Genomic DNA, 17,811 nt, shown 5'->3' on the forward strand with positions numbered 1-17,811 from the left:
ATGCCGACCTTCGAGCTGGGTCCCAACCAGTACGGCAAGGCCGAGACCCGCCTGGTCCACGTCGAGCGCGGCGCCGGCGGCGACCGGCTGACCGACCTCAACGTCAGCATCGCGCTTCGCGGCGACCTCGCGGCCAGCCACCTCACCGGCGACAACGCCGCCGTGCTGCCCACCGACACGCAGAAGAACACGGTCTACGCCTTCGCGCGCGAGTTCGGCATCGCCGGTAGTGAGGCGTTCGCGATCCGCCTGGCCGAGCACTTCGTCGCCGCGCAGCCGTCGATTCATGAGGCCAGGGTCACGATCCAGCGGTACCCCTGGATCGAAATCGACGGCCGGCACTCCTTCCAGCGGGCCGGCGGCGAGGTCCGCACCGTGACCGTCCACCATGGACACCACGGGACGCAGGTCGTCTCCGGCGTCAGCGGGCTCGTGCTGCTGAAAACCACCGACTCCGAGTTCCACGGGTACCTCAAGGACCGCTACACCACCCTGCCGGAGACCCGGGACCGCGTCCTCGCCACCTCCGTCGACGCCACCTGGCGGACGGCGAGCGGCTTCACCGACCCGGAGCCGGCCCGGGCCGCGCTGATCGAGGCGTTCGCCGACACCTACAGCCACGCGCTGCAACAGACGCTGTTCGCCATGGGATCGCGGGTCCTGGAGCGCTGCCCGGACGTCGTCGAGGTGAAGCTGTCCCTGCCCAACCGGCACCATTTCCTCGTCGACCTGGAGCCGTTCGGCCTGGACAACCCCAACGAGGTCTACTTCGCCGCCGACCGCCCCTACGGCCTGATCGAGGGTGTCGTACGGCGCGACGGTGTCACGATCCCGCAGGAGGTCACGTGGACTTTCTGAGGCCGTCCACCTGGGACGAGGCCCTCGCGGCCAAGGCGGCCCACCCCGATGCGGTGCCGATCGCCGGCGGCACGGACGTGATGGTGGAGCTGAACTTCGACCGCCGGCGCCCGGCCGCCCTGCTCGACCTGACCCGGGTGGCCGAACTGGCCGACTGGTCCCCGGACGGCGGTGTGCTGCGCGTCGGGGCCGGGGTCACCTACCGCCGGATCATCGACGAGCTCGGCCGGCGCCTTCCGGCCCTCGCCATGGCCTCCCGCACGGTCGGTTCGCCCCAGATCCGCAACCGTGGCACGGTCGGCGGCAACCTGGGCTCCGCCTCCCCGGCCGGCGATGCCCACCCACCGCTGCTGGCCTGCGGCGCCGAGGTGGAACTGGCCTCCGTGCGGGGCTCACGGCGGGTCCGCGCCCACGAGTTCTTCGCCGGTCCGAAGCGCAGCGTCCTCGCGGCGGACGAGCTGATCGCCGGGTTCCGGATCCCGCCGGCGGCCGGGGCGCAGCAGTTCGCGAAGGTCGGCACCCGCAACGCGATGGTCATCGCGGTGTGCTCGTTCGCCCTCGCGCTCGACCCGCAGCGGCGCACGGTCGGCACCGGAATCGGCTCGGCCGGTCCGACACCGTTGCGGGCGCCGGACGCGGAGGCGCTGGCCGGCGAGTTCCCGTGGGACACCAAAGATTCACTTCCGGAGCCGACGGCCGTGCGGTTCGGCGAACTGGTGGCCGCGGCGGCCCGGCCGATCGACGACGTGCGGGGGAGTGCGGCATACCGGCGGCACGCCCTGAGCGTGCTGGGGGCCAGGACGTTGCGGTGGGCGTGGGAGGAGTACCGATGCGGGTCAACGTGACCGTGAACGGCGAGACGGTCGCCGCCGACGATGTGTGGGAGGGCGAGAGCCTCCTCTACGTGCTGCGCGAGCGGCTCGGGCTGCCGGGCGCGAAGAACGCCTGCGAGCAGGGCGAGTGCGGCTCCTGCACGGTCTACCTGGACGACACCGCGGTGTGTGCGTGCCTGGTCGCGGCCGGCCAGGCCGAGGGCCGCACGGTCCGGACCGTCGAGGGGATCGCCGGCGCCGGCGCGCTGCACCCGATCCAGCAGGCGTTCCTCGAAGCCGGCGCCGTGCAGTGCGGATTCTGCACCCCCGGCCTCATCGTGGCCGTCCACGACCTCCTCGAGCGCAACCCCGACCCCAGCGACCCGGACATCCGCGAGGCCCTCGCCGGCAACCTGTGCCGGTGCACGGGCTACGAGCACATCATCGCCGCCGTCAAGCAGGTGGCGGCCCGATGATCGTCATCGAGGGGTGCGCGATCGCCACCGTCGACGCCGCCGGCACCGAGCACGCCGACGGGCACCTCGTGGTGGCCGGCGACCGGATCGTGGAAGTCGGCCCCGGCCCCTACCGCGGCGACGCGAGCGTCACGAGGGTCGACGGCCGCGGCTGCCTCGCCACCCCCGGCCTGGTCAATACCCACCACCACCTCTACCAGTGGGCCACCCGCGGCTACGCCCAGCAGGCGATCCTCTTCGGCTGGCTCAAGGAGCTGTACCCGGTCTGGGCCCGCATCGACGCCGGGATCGTGCACGCCGCCGCCGGTGCCGGACTGGCCCAGCTCGCGCTCTCCGGCTGCACCACCAGCACCGACCATCACTACGTGTTCCCGCGCGGCCGCGGCGACCTGCTCGCGGCCGAGATCCAGGCCGCCGCGGAGGTGGGGCTGCGGTTCCATCCGGCCCGCGGCTCCATGGACCTGTCCGAGAAGGACGGCGGGCTGCCGCCGGACTCGGTGGTCGAGGACACCGACGCCGCGCTCGCCGCGACCAAGGAGGCGATCGACCGCTTCCACGACCCGGACCCGGGGGCGATGGTGCGCATCGCGGTCGCGCCGTGCAGCCCGTTCTCGGTCACGCCGCGGCTCATGCGGGAGGCGGCCGAGCTGGCCCGGGCCGAGGGCGTGCGGCTGCACACGCATCTCGCGGAGACGGTCGAGGAGGAGTCCTACTGCCAGGAGGTGCACGGCTGCACGCCCGTGCAATACGCGGAAAGCCTCGGCTGGCTCGGCGACGACGTCTGGCTCGCGCACACCGTCCACCTCGACGAGTCCGCGATCGCCCGGCTCGGCGCGACCGGCACCGGTGTCGCGCACTGCCCGAGCTCCAACGGCCGCCTCGGCGCCGGCCTCGCCCCGGTCCGGGACCTGCTCGACGCCGGCGCCCCGGTCGGCCTCGGCGTCGACGGGGCCGCCTCGCAGGAGGCCGGGCAGCTCGGGGCCGAACTGCGGCAGGCGCTGTACGTGGCCCGGCTCCGCGGCGGCCCGGCCGCCCTCACCGCCCGCGAGTCCCTGGCGCTCGGCACGATCGGCGGCGCCCGCTGCCTGGGCCGGGCCGACGAGCTCGGCTCGCTGGAGGCCGGCAAGCTCGCCGACATCGCCCTCTGGCGCCTCGACGGCCTCGGCCACGCCGGCATCGCCGACCCGGTCGCCGCCCTCGTCCTCGGCCCGCCCGCACCGCTGGCCCTGCTCCTGGTCGGCGGCCGCGCGGTGGTCCAGGACGGCATGTTGTCCACGGTGGACGAGCAGGCCATCGCGAAAGCCCTGGCCCGGGCGGCGAAGGAGCTGCGATGACCAGCGCCGTCACGAAAGCAACGATCGGTGGCATCGGCACCTCACCGATCCGCCCCGACGGCACCCTCAAGGTGACGGGCGAGTTCGCGTTCTCGTCCGACCTGTGGGCCGACCGCATGCTGTGGGGCGCCACCCTGCGCAGCCCCCACCCGCGGGCCCGGATCATCGGCATCGACCTGACCGAGGCCCTCAAGCTGCCGGGCGTCCACGCGGTGCTCACCGCCGAGGACGTGCCCGGCGCCAAGCACTACGGACTGGAGCACCGCGACCAGCCCGTCCTGGCCATGGGCGAGGTCCGCTACGCCGGCGAGCCGGTCGCCATCGTCGCCGCCGACCACCCCGAGACCGCCCGCCGCGCCGCCGCCCGGATCGCCGTCGAATACGAGGTGCTGACCCCGGTCGTCGACAGCGAGGAGGGCGAGGTCCTGCGCCACGTGCCGATCCGCAAAGGGCCGCAGGACGTCACCGCACCGGTCGTGGTCACCGGCGAGTACGAGGTCGGCATGCAGGACCAGGCCTTCCTCGGCCCGGAGTCCGGCCTCGCCATCCCGGCCGAGGACGGCGGCGTCGACCTGTTCATCGCGACCCAGTGGCTGCACGGCGACCTGTGGCAGGTGGCCGACTGCCTCGGCCTGCCGCACGACAAGGTGCGGCTCACCCTGGCCGGCGTCGGCGGCGCGTTCGGCGGCCGGGAGGACGTGTCGATGCAGGTCCACGCCTGCATGCTGGCGCTGCACACCGGCCGGCCGGTCAAGATGGTGTACTCGCGCGAGGAGTCGTTCTTCGGCCACGTCCACCGCCACCCGGCGAAGCTGCGCTACGAGCACGGCGCCGGCGAGGACGGCCGCCTGCTCTACGTCAAGGCCAGGATCCTGCTCGACGGCGGCGCCTACGCCTCCACGTCGAGCGCGGTCGTCGCCAACGCCACCACGCTCGGCATCGGCCCATACCGGGTGCCGAGCGTCACCGTCGACGGATACGCGGTCTACACCAACAACCCGCCGTGCGGCGCAATGCGCGGCTTCGGCGCGGTCCAGGCCTGCTTCGCCTACGAGTCGCAGATGGACAAGCTCGCGGAGGCGCTCGGCCTCGACCCGGTGGAGGTCCGGTCCCGCAACGCCCTCGAACCGGGCGACACCATGCCCACCGGGCAGGTCGTCACCGGCCCCGCCCCGATCGCCGAGCTGCTGCGGCGGGTCCGCGACACGCCAGTGCCCGATGCGACCGCGGACGACCCGCGGGAACTGCCCGGCGGCGTCGCGAACACCACCCACGGCGAAGGCGTGCGCCGGGGCGTCGGCTACGCGATCGGGATCAAGAACGTCGGGTTCTCCGAGGGCTTCGACGACTACTCGACGGCGCGGGTGCGCCTCGAACTGGTCGGCGGGGAGCCGGCCGCGGTCGTGCACACCGCGGCCGCCGAGGTCGGGCAGGGCCTGGTCACCGTCCTCGCCCAGATCGTGCGGACCGAGCTCGGCGTGGAGCGGGTGACGGTCGCCACCGCGGACACGACGATCGGCAGCGCCGGTTCGTCGTCGGCGTCGCGGCAGACCTACGTCACCGGCGGCGCGGTGAAAGCCGCGTGCGAAGCCGTGCGCCGGGAGCTGGAGCGCCGCGGCGGTGCCCTGGGCGAGCCGATCGACGAGACCGTCGAGTGGCGGCACAAGCCGACGTTCCCGCTCGACCCGCACACGGGCCAGGGCAACGCGCACGTACAGTACGCGTTCGCCGCGCACCGGGCCACCGTCGACGTCGACGTCGAGCTCGGCCTGGTCCGGGTCGTCGAGATCGCCACCGCGCAGGACGTCGGCAAGGCCCTGCACCCGCAGTCGGTCCGCGGCCAGATCGCCGGCGGCACCGCCCAGGGGCTGGGGCTCGCCGTCATGGAGGAGATCCAGCTCGTCGACGGCCGGATCCGCAACCCGTCGTTCACGGACTACCTGATACCGACGATCCTCGACGTCCCGCCGATGCGGATCGACGTCCTGGAGCTCGGCGACCCGGAAGCGCCGTACGGCCTGCGCGGCATCGGCGAACCCCCGACCATCTCCTCCACCCCGGCGATCGTCGCCGCGATCCGCGCCGCCACCGGCCTGGCCCTGCGGCGCGTCCCGGTCCGCCCCGAGCACCTGACCGGGACCTGACGACGATGGCCCTCACCGATCGCGACCTGGCCGAGCTGCGGGCCCGGGTCGAGCACGCGGGCCCGGTCACCGTGCCCGTCGCCCGGCAGCCGAGCCACACGGTGTACGTCCCGGCCTCGGCGTTCACGGCCGCGACCGTGGGGGAGTGGGCGAACGAGGCCCGGGCCCTGGTCCGCGACCACGGCCGCCCGCCGTTCCCGGACGACATTGTGGAGATGGTCCTGGCGAAGCTGGTCACCACGCCGATCGAGGATCTGCGGGTCGATTTCGAGGACGGCTACGGCCGCCGCCCCGACGCGGAGGAGGACGCCCACGCCACCGCCGCCGGCACCGCGCTGCGCACGGACCCGCCACCGTTCTTCGGCCTGCGTTGCAAGAGCCTCGAGCCCGCTCTGGTACTGCGAGCAGCCCGCACGGTCGATCTGTTCCTGACCGCGCTCGGCCCCCCACCGCCCGGTTTCGTCATCACGTTCCCGAAAGCCACGTCGGTGGCCTCGGCCGAGGCCGCGGTCCTGCTGTGCCACCAGTTGGAGCACGCGCACGGCCTGGCCGACGGCACGCTGCAGTTCGAGCTGCAGGTCGAGACCCCGCAGGCGATCCTCGGCCCCGACGGGCGCAGCCCGCTGCCCGAGATGATCGTCGCGGCGCAGGGCCGCCTGACCGGCCTGCACTACGGCACCTACGACTACAGCACCGCGCTCGGCGTCGCCCCGTCGTACCAGAGCCTCGAGCACCCGGTGGCCGACCACGCCAAGTCGGTCATGCAGGTCGCCGTGGCCGGCACCGGCGTCGACATCGCCGACGGGTCCACGAACGTCATCCCGGCCGGCACCAGTGAGGAGGTCCACCGGGCCTGGGCCCTGCACGCCCGCCTGGTCCGCCGCAGCCTCGAGCGCGGCATCTACCAGGGCTGGGACCTGCACCCGGGGCACCTGGTCACGCGCTGGGGGGCCACGTTCGAGTTCTACCGCGACGGCGTCGACGAGGCCGTCCGCCGCCTGGGCCACTACCTGGGCCGCCGGGTCCGCGGGCACCTCGACGAGCCGGCCACGGCGCGGGCGATGGCCCGGTTCCTGCTGCGGGGCCTGCACTGCGGTGCGCTGCGCCCCGGCGACGTGCGCCACCCCGTCGACGTGCTGGAGGCTCTGTGACCTTCTCGCTGCGCTCCCGCCAGGTCTACCTGCCGGACGGCCCCCGCGCCGCGACCGTGACCGTCCACGACGGGCAGATCGCCGCGGTCGGCCCCTACGAGTCCACGGTGGACGGTCCGGTCACCGATCTCGGCCCCCTGGCGCTGCTGCCCGGCCTCGTCGACACGCACGTGCACGTGAACGAGCCCGGCCGGACCGAGTGGGAGGGGTTCAGCACCGCCACCCGCGCGGCCGCCGCCGGTGGTGTGACCACGATCGTCGACATGCCGCTCAACTCGCTGCCGCCGACCACGACGGTCGCGGCGCTGCGGGAGAAGCAGGCCGCCGCGCACGGCAAGTGCTACGTGGACGTCGGCTTCTGGGGCGGTGCCGTCCCGGGCAACGTCGAGGATCTGCCGCCGCTGCACGAGGCCGGCGTCTTCGGCTTCAAGAGCTTCCTGGTCGACTCCGGCGTGCCCGAGTTCCCGCCGCTGGACCGGGCCGGTCTGCACGCGGCCTGCCGGGCCGTCGACGCGCTGTTCATCGTGCACGCGGAGGACCCGGCGCGGCTGCACGACGCCCGCCCGTCCCGCGCGTATGCCGACTTCCTCGCCTCCCGGCCGGCCGCGGCCGAGGTCTCGGCGGTGGACACCGCACTCGACGTCGCCCGGGAGACGGCGAGCCGGGTGCACATTCTGCACCTGTCGGCCGCGGATGCGCTGCTGTCGTTGCGGGCGGCCCGGGCGCAGGGCGTCAAGGCGACCGCGGAGACCTGCCCGCACTACCTGACCCTCGACGCGCTCGGGGTGCCGGACGGGGCGACGGAGTACAAATGCTGCCCGCCGATCCGGGACTTGGGCAACCAGGACCGTTTGTGGGGCGGTCTGGCCGACGGGACCATCGCGATCGTCGTCTCCGACCACTCCCCGTCGACCCCGGAGCTGAAGCGCCGCGACACCGGCGACTTCGCCGCGGCCTGGGGCGGCATCGCCTCCCTGCAGCTCGGGCTGCCGGCGGTGTGGACGGCGGCCCGCGAGCGCGGCTTCACCCTGGCCGACGTGGTCCGCTGGATGGCGCTCGGCCCGGCCGACCTGGTCGGCCTGCGCCGCAAGGGCCGGATCGCCGTCGGTGCCGACGCCGACCTGGTCGCGTTCGACCCGGTCGGATCGTTCGTGGTCGACCCGGCGGCGCTGCACCACCGGCACCCGGTCACGCCGTACGCCACCCGCGAGCTGACCGGTGTGGTCCACACGACGTGGCTGCGCGGCGAGCCGATCGGGGACACTGCGAAGGGTCGTTTCCTGCTGCGGGAGGGTGCCCGATGACGTTCACCGACCTGACCGACCTGGCGTCGCGGCGGCTGGGCGGCGGTGTGGTCGCCGCCAACGACGAGTTCTTCGCGGCCATGGACAACCTGGTCAATCCGGAGCCGTCGGAGTTCGAGACGTGGACCTACGGCCCGAAGGGCAAGGTGTACGACGGCTGGGAGACGCGCCGCCGGCGGGAGCCGGGCCACGACTGGGCGATCGTCCGGCTGGGCGCACCGGGTCAGATTCACGGGGTGGTGGTGGACACGGCCCACTTCACCGGCAACTTCCCGCCGTTCGCGTCCGTGGACGCGGCCGAGCTCCCCGGCCACCCGTCGCCGTCCGACCTGGCCGCGGCGAACTGGACGGAGATCGTCGCGAAGTCCCCGCTCAAGGGCGACAACCGCAACCACTTCCCGATCGCACCCGGCCCGCGCCACACCCACGTCCGCCTCAACATCCACCCCGACGGCGGTGTCGCCCGGCTGCGGGTGCACGGCGTGGCCGTCCCCGACCCGGCGCTGCTGCACGGCCTGACCGTGAACCTGGCCGCGATGGAGCTCGGCGCCGTGGTCGCCGGCTGCAGCGACATGTTCTACGGCTCACCGGGCAACCTCCTGCTCCCGGACCGGGCGCGGCAGATGAGCGAGGGCTGGGAGACGGCCCGCCGCCGCGAACCCGGCAACGAATGGGTTTTGGTCCGCCTGGCCGCGGAGGGCCGGGTGCGGCTGGTGGAGCTGGACACCACCCACTTCAAGGGCAACGCCCCCGGCGCGGCCGCCCTGCGCGCGACCGCCGACCCGTCGTCCTCCTGGTCCGACCTGCTGCCGCGCACACCGCTGCAGCCGGACACCCGCCACTACTTCCGCCTCGACTCCGGCGTCGCCGCCAGTCATGTGCGGCTGGACATCTATCCCGACGGCGGTATGGCCCGCCTGCGCATCTGGGGCGAGACCACCGCCACAGGCTGACGGCCGGGGTACGGAACCGTACCCGTGGGTAGGGTTGTCGGGTGACCCTTGCCGCGATCGACGACGGGCTCTTCCGGCGCGTCCTGCGGCGGCACGCGGCGGCCGTCGTGGTGGTCACCACCGCGGGCGGGGACGGCCCCGCCGGGTTCACGGCGACGTCGTTCACCTCGGTGTCGCTGGACCCGCCGCTCGTCTCGTTCTGCCTGGCCAAGGCCGCCTCCGTCTGGCCCTCCGTCAGCGCGGCGACGGCCGTGGCCGTGCACGTGCTCACGGCCGACCAGGAGCCGGTGGCCCGGGTGTTCGCCACGCCGGGGATCGACCGGTTCGCCGAATACGAGCGGATCGGCGCCTGGCACCGCGGCCCCGCCGGCGTGCCGCTGCTCGACGACTCCCTCGCCGTGCTGATCTGCCGGATCGTCAACCTGGTCGAGGCCGGCGACCACATGATCGTCATCGCCTCGCCCGTGCACGCCGAGCACCACGACGACGCCGACGCCGCCCCGCTCGTCTACCACGACGGCGCCTACACCGCCCTGTGAACCCGGGCCGCCAGGCGCAGGCGCATCGCCGTGTTGGTCTCGCGGGTGAAGCCGAGCCGCTCGTAGATCGGCTGGCCGCCCGGGGTGGCGAAGAGCCGCACGGCCGGCACCGCGCGGGCCGTGAACCAGTCCAGGAGCGCCTCCAGGCACGCGGTCGAGAAGCCTTGGCGGCGGTACTGCTCATCCGTCGCCACATTGAAGATGTACCCGACGGCGCCGTCCGGGTTGCCGGGTGAGCCGAGGTGCGCGTCGATCGTGCCCACCGCGCACGCCGCCAGGCCGGGCGGAGCCGGGCGGTCCACCACGAACGCGGCCAGGGTCGCTTCCGGGTCGGGCACCGGCAGCCGGCGGCGCAGCTCGGCGGCGGCGCGGCGGGACCAGTCGCCCGGCGGCACCGCGGCACCCTCCATGGCCGACAGCATCACGATCCGCAGCCGGACCAGCTCATCGGTGTCGGCCGGCGTCGCGCGGCGTACGGGAATGCCCACAGCGAGCAAAAGTACCTGGAATACTCCGGTTCGGCGCGCAACGGCCGATCTCGCCGGGGGGAGGTGGCGCATGGATGGCACGGTGGACCGGGTCATCGGCGTGCTGTCGCCGTTCGTCGGCGGGACCTACTACGGGCGGCTCGTCGCCGGCGTCTCGGCCGCGGCCGAGCGGCGCGGCTGGCGGACCATCGCGGTGCAGGCCCTCGACGCCGCCGCCGACATGAGCATCAACGGCGGCAACCCGGCGTTCGTGGAGCCCGTCGCCTGGCGGCACGCGGCCGGGTTCGTCGTGCTGGCCGAGGCGGTGACCCCGCAGTACCTCCGCGAACTGATGCTCGCCGGGAAGCCGGTCGTGCTGGTCGGGCACGAACTCGCCGACGGCGGGTGCCCGGCCGTGCTGCCGGGCAACGGCGCCGGAGTCCGGGAGATCGTTTCCCACCTGGTGGGGCACGGGCACCAGCGGATCGCGTTCACCGGCTACCTCGAGGCGACGGACGTGCGCGAGCGGTTCGAGGCGTACAAGGGGGCGTACCGGCACGAGCCGCTGTTCCTGCCCGCGGCCGACAACCTGGAGAGCGGCATCACCTGGACCGCGGACGACTTCCGGCGGCTCGGCGCGGACGCGCTGGTGGCGGCCACCGACCGCAACGCGATCGGGGCGCTGCGGGTGCTGGCCGCGGCCGGGCTGGAGTGCCCGCGGGACTACGCGCTGACCGGGTTCGACAACATCGACGTGGCCGCGTTCATGCGGCCCGAGCTGGCCAGCGCCGCGCAGCCGCTCGCCGCGATGGGGGACCGGGCGGTCGAGCTGCTGCTGCGGGAGATCGGCGGGGAGCGCGTCGCCGCCGGGCCGCACCGGCTGCCGGCGGTGTTCGTGCCGAGAACGTCGTGCGGGTGCACCGACTTCGCGACCGCCCTGCCGGCCACCGCGGCCCCGGCCGGGCGGGAGCGGCTGGCGGAGCGGTTCGCGGCCGCGCTGCCGCCGGAAGGGCTGCGGCCGGCGGGGTCGGACGGCATCGCGCAGCGGGCGGTCACGGCGACCGTCGAGGCCATCACCGGCGACGAAGCCGGCGGGATCGGCCGCGCGGCAACCGCCCTGCAGCACCTGTACTCGCTCAGCCCCGCCACGGAGACACTGCGGTTCCTGCTCCGGGCGATCCAGGAGTACGTGGCCACGCTGACCGATCTGGACGTGCCGTCGGCGGGCCGGGTCGGCGGTCGCGTGCAGGAGCTGATGCTCGTCCTGGGCCGGGTGAACAACGGCGTGCAGTTCGCCGACCGGCGGCATCTGCGATCGCTCATCAGCATGCAGTACGCGCTCAATACGGCCCTGCTCTACGCCCGGGACACGGACCCGCGGGACCCGTCCTGGCTCGCGGCCACCCCGGCGACCGCGGCCGCGATCGCCTGGCGTGGCCCGGCCGGTGCGCTGACCCGCGGGCCGGGGTGGCGGCGCGGGCCCGGCCCGGCCATCCCGGCCGGGCCGACGACGATCGAGGCGTTCCCGCCGGCCGAGCTGATCGCGGCGGCCGGGCCGGGCCAGACCGTCGTCCTGGTCCCGGCGAAGATCAGCGGCAGCGACCGCGGCTGGCTGGCCGTCGTCGACACCATCGAGTGCGACGTCGAGGACGGCCGGGAGCTGGCCAACCAGTGCGCCGCCCTGCTGACCGTCGCCATCGACCTGCGCGAGCAGGAGGAGCGGCTGCGCCGCAGCGCGCTGTCGGACCTGCTCACGGCGCTGCCGAACCGGGCGTCCTTCCTGGCCACCCTGGAGGCGGCGGTGGAGCGGGCCGCGGCCGGAGGGCCGCCGTTCGCGGTGCTGTTCCTGGACCTGGACGGATTCAAACGGGTCAACGACACCCTCGGGCACGCCGCCGGCGACGAGCTGCTCGTGCACGTGGCCCGGCGGATCCGTGGCTGCCTGCGCCCCACCGACGTCCCGGCCCGCTTCGGCGGCGACGAGTTCCTGGTCCTGCTGCCCGGCGTGACCGACGGCGCCGCCCTCGCCGAGATCACCGAGCGCCTGGCCCGGTCGATCCGGGCGCCGTTCAACCTGGCCGCGGGGAGCGCCCGGATCGGCGTGAGCATCGGTGCGACGACCAGCGACCGGCACCCCACCGCCGAGCAGCTGCTGCACGACGCCGACGCGGCGATGTACCGGATCAAGGCCTCCGGTTCGCCGTTCGGTTGACGGGCCGGCCGGTGGGTAGTGGTCAAGTATGGATGTTGCATTTCTGGTATCCAAGGAAGGCATTGAGCAGGCCGAGCTGACCGAGCCGTGGAAGGCGGTCGAGCACGCCGGGCACAATCCGCGGCTGGTCTCGCCCGAGCCGGGCAAGGTGCAGGCGTTCAACCACCTGGACCCGGCCGACACGTTCACCGTCGACGTCACCGCGGCCGATGCCCGGCCCGGGGACTTCGCGGCCCTGGTGCTGCCCGGCGGGGTGGCCAACGGCGACCTGCTGCGGTCGCTGCCGGACGCGGTCGAGTTCGTGCGGGAGTTCGTGGCGCTGGGGCGGCCGATCGCGGTCATCTGCCACGGCGGCTGGGTCCTGATCGAGGCCGACGCGGTCCGGGGCAAGCGGCTCACGTCCTGGCCGTCGCTGCGGACCGACTACCGCAATGCCGGCGCCACCTGGGCCGACGAGCCGCTCATCGTGGACGGCAACCTCATCAGCAGCCGGAAGCCGGACGACCTGCCGGAGTTCAACCGGGCGCTGATCGCCGCGCTGGACCGGTAGGCGGACGGCGTTCGACCGGCCGGCGGTGGTCGTCGGACGGAGACCGGGCGTACCTGAAGGGAAAGGCCGCCGCTCGAATCCGAGCGGCGGCCTCACGCTGTACCCCCGAAACTAGGCCCTGTCCTGCCGATCTTTGCCGGCCTACGCCGGGCCCAGATCCCGCCTGCGCACACATCGCGAAAGGCCGGATACAACCCCGGTATCCGGCCTTCCACGCTGCGCACGCAGACGAAATCTGGACTCCGTCTCGGCTCGACAAGACCGACAGGACAGGGCCTAGCTCTTCTTGACGCCTTTTCCACTGCGGAACAGTTTGACCATGCCGGCGAAGAAGCGCTCCATCTCCGAGCCGAACGGGTTGTCGCTGACCACGTAGGTCCAGGTGGCGGACGGCCGGACCAGGCCCGCGTCGGCCGGCTCCCAGTCGGGGCCGTCGATCTCGACCTCGTCGAACTCGCTGACCGTGCGGTTGTCGATCTCGGCGAGCAGGCCGCGGAACGCCGGGATCGCCTCGCGGTGGAACTCGTCGAGGGGGTCCTGTGATCCGAGGACCCGCAGGTGGATGCCCTCGCGCAGCTCGCTCATGTCGGCCAGGTGCTCCGACCACGCCTGGTCGGCGTGGAAGAGGGCGATCGTGCGGGCGATGCGCAGCAGCGTCTCCTCGCCCAGCTCCTCGGCCAGCTCGTTGTACTTGTCCGGGGACCGCTCGGCCAGCAGCTCGCCGGCGGAGTCGGTGGTGAGCAGCTCCTCGCGCCGCTTGCCGTGCAGCTGGCGGTGCTGGTCGAGGAGGTAGTTGTAGCGCCACGTGTTGCGGTGGATCTCCAGGTTGACGGTCTCGGCGACCCGCTGGGCCGAGCCGATCGCCCACCGGACGTCCTCGTCCTCGATGGCGCCCTCGGCGTCGGCCTGGCCCATCGGCATCGGCTCGGGGCCGTAGCGCTCGACGAGCTCGTCCTCGAGGGAGACGAAGAACATCGACTCACCGGGGTCGCCCTGCCGGCCGGCGCGGCCGCGGAGCTGGTCGTCGATGCGGCGGGAGTCGTTGCGGGCGGTGCCGATGACGAACAGCCCGCCGAGCTCGGCGACCCGCTCGCGCTCCTTCTCGTCGCTGCCGCCGAGGCGGATGTCGACGCCGCGGCCGGTCATCTGGGTGGAGACGGTGACCGCGCCGAACGCGCCGGCCTCGGCCACGATCCCGGCCTCGGCCTCGTCGTTCTTGGCGTTGAGGACGACGCAGTCGACGCCCTCCTCGGCGAGGGTGGCGGCCAGGCGCTCCGACTCGGCGACGCTCAGCGTGCCGATCAGGACGGGGCGGCCGGTGTTGTGCATGGCGACGATCTCGGCGACGACGGCGATGTCGCGCTCCTCGGCCGAGGCGTAGACCCGGTCGGGCCAGTCCTTGCGGACGTTGGGCAGGTGCGGCGGGATGACCGCGACCTCGAGCTTGTAGAACTCCCGGAGCTGGTCGCCGACGGGCATCGCGGTGCCCGTCATGCCACAGATCCGCTTGTACTGTGTGAGGAACGCCTGCACCGTGATGGTCTGCAGGACAGTACCCCCGCCGCTGGATCGGATCTTCTCCTTGGCCTCGACCGCGGCCTGCAGGCCGTCGGGCCAGCGGCGGCGCTGCGCGACCCGGCCCCGGAACTCGTCGATCAGCTCGACCCGCTCGTCGCGCACGATGTAGTCGACGTCGCGGACCAGCAGGGCCTCGGCGTGCAGCGCGAGGTTGACCGCGGTCAGGACGTCGACGTTGTCCTCGGCGTAGAGGTCGACGTCGAGCGCGGCCTCGACCTTGGCCAGCCCGCGGGTGCTCAGATGCGCGGTGCGGCCCTCGTCGACGACCTCGTAGTCGCGGTCGCGGTGCAGCCCGCTGACGATCTCGGCGATCGCGGTCGGCTGGTCCTCCTCAGCGATCGTGGAGCCGGCCAGGACCAGCGGGACCCGGGCCTCGTCGATGAGGATCGAGTCGGCCTCGTCGACGATGACGGTCGCGAACTCCCGGTGCACCCGGTCCGCGGTGTCCGTCACGATGGAGTCGCGGAGCAGGTCGAAGCCGGCCTCGGAGACGGACACATAGGTGATGTCCCGCGCGTAGGCGGCGCGCCGCTCCTCGGCCGTCGAGGCCTCGTTGACCCAGCCGACGGTGAGGTCGAGCAGCTCGTAGACGGGCCGCATCCACTCGGCGTCACGGCGGGCCAGGTAGTCGTTGACGGTGATCACGTGGACCGGGCCCATCGCGGCGTAGCCGGCGGCGGCGATCGCGGCGGTCAGCGTCTTGCCCTCACCGGTGGCCATCTCGACGACGTGCCCGGCCAGCAGCACCTGGGCGCCGAGCAGCTGCACGTCGTAGGGCCGCTCGTCGAGGGCCCGCTTGGCCGCCTCCCGGCCGAGCGCGCACGCCTCGACGAAGTCCTTGGGATCTTCGCGCTGGTGCAGTGCCGTGGCGGCGGCACGAAGCTCGTCATCGGTGAGCTCGGACAGCTCGGCCTCGCGCTCCTCGATCTCCGGCAGCAGGGCGCGCATCGGCTCGAGGTCGATCGTGGTGCCGGGCTGCTCCTGCAGCTTCCGTCGCCACGCGTTGAATTTGCTCACCAAACCCATGCCGAACACGATACGTCGCTTATTGCGTTGCCTGTGCGCCCCGTCACGTGGTTTTGTCCAGCGGTGGAAACTGCGGCGATTGAGCGGTTTGTCCGGGACGGTTTTTTCAAGATCGATTCGGCGGTACCGCCGGCGCTGGCGGACCGCTGCCAAGAGTTGCTCTGGGCCGAGATCGAAGCCGAGCCGGGTGACCCTTCGACCTGGAAGCGCCCGGTGTACTGGGTCGGCGGCATGGCCCAGGAGCCCTTCCGGCTCGCGGCCAACCAGCCGGTGCTCCTCGACGCGTTCGACGCGCTGGTCGGCCCCGGCCGCTGGACCCCGCGCACGTCCCTGGGCTCGTTCCCGCTGCGCTTCCCGCACGAGGAGGAGCCCGACGACGCTGGCTGGCACATCGAGGGCAGCTTCACGCCGCCCGGCGAGACCGGCTTCTGGGCCAACATGCACTCCCGCGGCCGCGCGCTGCTCATGCTGTTCCTGTTCACCGACGTCGACGAGCACAACGCCCCGACCCGGGTCCGGGTCGGCTCGCACCGCGACGTGCACCCGCTGCTGGCGCCGTACGGTTCCCGCGGGGCGCCGCTCATGGAGATCGGCCCGCGGCTGGCTCTCGCTTCCGAGCGCCGCGAGCAGGTCCTGGCCACGGGCAAGGCCGGCGACGTCTACCTGTGCCACCCGTTCCTGGTCCACGCCGCCCAGCCGCACCACGGTGACCGCCCGCGCTTCATCGGCCAGCCGCCCCTGCACCCGGCACCGGCGTATTTTGACTCCGGACCCTTCGCGGACTCGAACTTTCCGGTCGCGAGGCATATTTGATGGCGTGGAGCAATCGGTCGCGGCGCTGAGCGCGCTCGTGGGTAAAGGCGGCGTGCTCGTGCTCAGCGGGGCGGGCCTGTCGACGGAGTCGGGCATCCCCGACTATCGCGGGCCCAGCGGGCTTCGGCGCGGCAACGCCCAGCCGATGACCTACCAGACGTTCACCCGCGACCTGATCGCCCGCCGGCGCTACTGGGCCCGCAGCCACCTCGGCTGGCGGACCATCGCCCGGGCCGCCCCCAACGCCGGCCACCACGCCGTCGGCCGGCTCCAGTCCTTCGGCCTGCTCACGGGCGTGATCACGCAGAACGTCGACGGCCTGCACCAGGCCGGCGGGGCGGACGGGGTCATCGAGCTGCACGGGGCCCTGGACCGGGTCGTCTGCCTGGACTGCGGGGTGCTCTCGGACCGTGCCGCGCTGGACGACCGCCTCGCGGCCGCGAACTCCGGCTACGCGGCCGAGGCGGGGGCGGTCAACCCCGACGGCGACGTGGAACTTACAGACGAGCAGGCCGCCGGCTTCGTCGTCGTGGGCTGCACGGGCTGCGGCGGGATGCTGAAACCGGACGTCGTGTTCTTCGGCGAGACCGTGCCCGCGCCGCGCGTGCAGTCCTGCTTCGACCTGGTGGAACGCTCGGCCGCGCTGATCGTGCTCGGATCCTCGCTGACCGTGATGTCGGGCCGCCGCTTCGTGGTCCGCGCGGCCAAACTCGGGCTGCCGGTCGCGATCGTCAACCAGGGCCCGACCCGCGGCGACACCCTGGCGTCGCTGCTGCTGGACGCGCCGCTGGGTCCGGTGCTGTCGAAGGTCGCCTGGGATCTGCGCAACTGAGCCCAGCCCTCAGGCGATCGAGCGCGCGGAGGACCAGACCGACAGCGCGAGGCGGACGAGTTCGGCGTTGTCGGCCACCGGTTCGCCGTCCGGCCCGGTCAGGGTGTCCTCGAGCCCGATGCGCGTCGGCAGCCCGAGCCGCCCGGCCAGGGCGACGAGCTCCCAGCACCGCTCGCCCTCACCGTGCAGGAGCCGCTCACCATGCACACCGACCTCGTCGAGCCGCCGCAGGATGGCCAGGGGGTCGTCGCCCGGCCCCATGATTTCGACGAGGACCCGCTGCACCCCGCCCGCGATCGACAGCGCACCCGCGTCGTCGAGGGTCCAGACCCCGGCCTCGACCGCGATGCCGAGCTCGGCCAAGGTGGCGGCGAGGGCGGTGAACCCGGGTTCGGAGACGTTCACGGAGGCGAAATCCGGCCGCTGGTACCGCGAAAGCCCCGCCCACCCGGCCACCGCCTCCTGCCGCGCCCCGACATCCTTGCCGGTGATCCACAGCCCCGTACTCACACCGACGGGCGTGGCCGGACAGTTCCGCCGCACAGCCGCGACCGCCGCCCCGATGTCCTCCGCCGCGAGCGACTCCCGCCCCTCGCTGTCCCGGGCGTGGAGGTGCACAGCCTCGGCTCCGGCCGCGACCGCTCCCTGAGCGGCCGAGCCGAGCTCGTCAGGCGTGCAGGGCAATGCGGCGTGCGCACCAACGGCCCGCCCGCCGTTGAGCGCCACCTTGATCCTGGCAATCGGGGACATCACCACACAACT

16 protein-coding genes are annotated in these 17,811 nt (G+C 73.3%); 13 read left to right on the plus strand and 3 right to left on the minus strand.

Features of this window, described 5'->3' with window-relative positions; genetic code table 11:
- From pucL to ACIA8L_RS16955, 9 genes are read left to right on the plus strand one after another with little or no spacing between them, the layout of a single operon-like run.
- Positions 1-858 (plus strand): factor-independent urate hydroxylase, encoded by an 858-nt coding sequence (gene pucL, locus ACIA8L_RS16915; protein WP_395905257.1) that lies wholly within the window; start codon positions 1-3, stop codon positions 856-858.
- The gene (locus tag ACIA8L_RS16920; protein WP_395905259.1) at positions 846-1,703 is read left to right on the plus strand and encodes an FAD binding domain-containing protein; all 858 of its coding nucleotides are present in this window, start codon (positions 846-848) and stop codon (positions 1,701-1,703) included. Before pucL ends, ACIA8L_RS16920 begins: the two co-directional genes overlap by 13 nt.
- The gene (locus ACIA8L_RS16925; RefSeq protein WP_395905261.1) at positions 1,688-2,146 is read left to right on the plus strand and encodes a (2Fe-2S)-binding protein; all 459 of its coding nucleotides are present in this window, start codon (positions 1,688-1,690) and stop codon (positions 2,144-2,146) included. Before ACIA8L_RS16920 ends, ACIA8L_RS16925 begins: the two co-directional genes overlap by 16 nt.
- Positions 2,143-3,480, plus strand: coding sequence for an 8-oxoguanine deaminase (locus ACIA8L_RS16930; RefSeq protein WP_395905263.1), 1,338 nt, complete (start codon positions 2,143-2,145; stop codon positions 3,478-3,480). Before ACIA8L_RS16925 ends, ACIA8L_RS16930 begins: the two co-directional genes overlap by 4 nt.
- On the plus strand, positions 3,477-5,624 hold the full coding sequence (locus tag ACIA8L_RS16935) for a molybdopterin cofactor-binding domain-containing protein (protein WP_395905265.1): 2,148 nt from the start codon (positions 3,477-3,479) through the stop codon (positions 5,622-5,624). Before ACIA8L_RS16930 ends, ACIA8L_RS16935 begins: the two co-directional genes overlap by 4 nt.
- Positions 5,625-5,629: 5 nt before the next feature.
- Complete coding sequence (locus ACIA8L_RS16940) at positions 5,630-6,775, plus strand: DUF6986 family protein (RefSeq protein WP_395905266.1); 1,146 nt, start codon at positions 5,630-5,632, stop codon at positions 6,773-6,775.
- Positions 6,772-8,079 (plus strand): allantoinase AllB, encoded by a 1,308-nt coding sequence (gene allB / locus ACIA8L_RS16945; RefSeq protein WP_395905268.1) that lies wholly within the window; start codon positions 6,772-6,774, stop codon positions 8,077-8,079. Before ACIA8L_RS16940 ends, allB begins: the two co-directional genes overlap by 4 nt.
- On the plus strand, positions 8,076-9,032 hold the full coding sequence (alc, locus tag ACIA8L_RS16950; RefSeq protein ID WP_395905270.1) for an allantoicase: 957 nt from the start codon (positions 8,076-8,078) through the stop codon (positions 9,030-9,032). The genes allB and alc overlap by 4 nt, the downstream gene beginning before the upstream one ends.
- Positions 9,033-9,073: 41 nt before the next feature.
- A complete protein-coding gene (locus tag ACIA8L_RS16955; protein ID WP_395905272.1) occupies positions 9,074-9,571 on the plus strand; it encodes a flavin reductase family protein in 498 nt (165 codons plus the stop codon).
- On the opposite strand, the gene ACIA8L_RS16960 is transcribed toward ACIA8L_RS16955, so the two are convergent.
- Positions 9,556-10,059 carry a GNAT family N-acetyltransferase gene (locus ACIA8L_RS16960; RefSeq protein WP_395905274.1) on the minus strand — a complete coding sequence of 168 codons (504 nt, stop codon included), beginning with the start codon at positions 10,057-10,059 and terminating at the stop codon, positions 9,556-9,558. The two genes, ACIA8L_RS16955 and ACIA8L_RS16960, sit on opposite strands and share 16 nt — an antisense overlap.
- A gap of 70 nt (positions 10,060-10,129) precedes the next feature.
- On the opposite strand from ACIA8L_RS16960, the gene ACIA8L_RS16965 reads away from it, so the two are divergent.
- Together ACIA8L_RS16965 and ACIA8L_RS16970 are read left to right on the plus strand one after the other, a co-directional pair.
- Positions 10,130-12,250, plus strand: coding sequence for a diguanylate cyclase domain-containing protein (locus tag ACIA8L_RS16965; RefSeq protein WP_395905276.1), 2,121 nt, complete (start codon positions 10,130-10,132; stop codon positions 12,248-12,250).
- A 28-nt stretch (positions 12,251-12,278) separates the two neighbouring features.
- Positions 12,279-12,800, plus strand: coding sequence for a type 1 glutamine amidotransferase domain-containing protein (locus tag ACIA8L_RS16970; protein WP_395905278.1), 522 nt, complete (start codon positions 12,279-12,281; stop codon positions 12,798-12,800).
- Between the two features lie 276 nt (positions 12,801-13,076).
- Here ACIA8L_RS16970 and secA2 read toward each other — a convergent pair whose 3' ends face one another.
- Positions 13,077-15,404, minus strand: coding sequence for an accessory Sec system translocase SecA2 (gene secA2 / locus ACIA8L_RS16975; protein WP_395905280.1), 2,328 nt, complete (start codon positions 15,402-15,404; stop codon positions 13,077-13,079).
- A gap of 63 nt (positions 15,405-15,467) precedes the next feature.
- On the opposite strand from secA2, the gene ACIA8L_RS16980 reads away from it, so the two are divergent.
- Together ACIA8L_RS16980 and ACIA8L_RS16985 are read left to right on the plus strand one after the other, a co-directional pair.
- Positions 15,468-16,217, plus strand: a complete 750-nt coding sequence (locus ACIA8L_RS16980; protein ID WP_395905282.1) for a phytanoyl-CoA dioxygenase family protein — start codon at positions 15,468-15,470, stop codon at positions 16,215-16,217.
- A gap of 4 nt (positions 16,218-16,221) precedes the next feature.
- Positions 16,222-17,049, plus strand: a complete 828-nt coding sequence (locus ACIA8L_RS16985) for an NAD-dependent protein deacetylase (protein ID WP_395905284.1) — start codon at positions 16,222-16,224, stop codon at positions 17,047-17,049.
- Between the two features lie 9 nt (positions 17,050-17,058).
- Here the strand turns inward: ACIA8L_RS16985 and ACIA8L_RS16990 are convergent, their stop codons facing one another.
- The gene (locus ACIA8L_RS16990; RefSeq protein ID WP_395906310.1) at positions 17,059-17,799 is read right to left on the minus strand and encodes a 3-keto-5-aminohexanoate cleavage protein; all 741 of its coding nucleotides are present in this window, start codon (positions 17,797-17,799) and stop codon (positions 17,059-17,061) included.
- Positions 17,800-17,811 lie beyond the last annotated feature (12 nt).

Origin of the sequence: Dactylosporangium sp. NPDC051541 (assembly GCF_044454505.1) — a bacterium.
Classification (GTDB): Bacteria; Actinomycetota; Actinomycetes; order Mycobacteriales; family Micromonosporaceae; genus Dactylosporangium.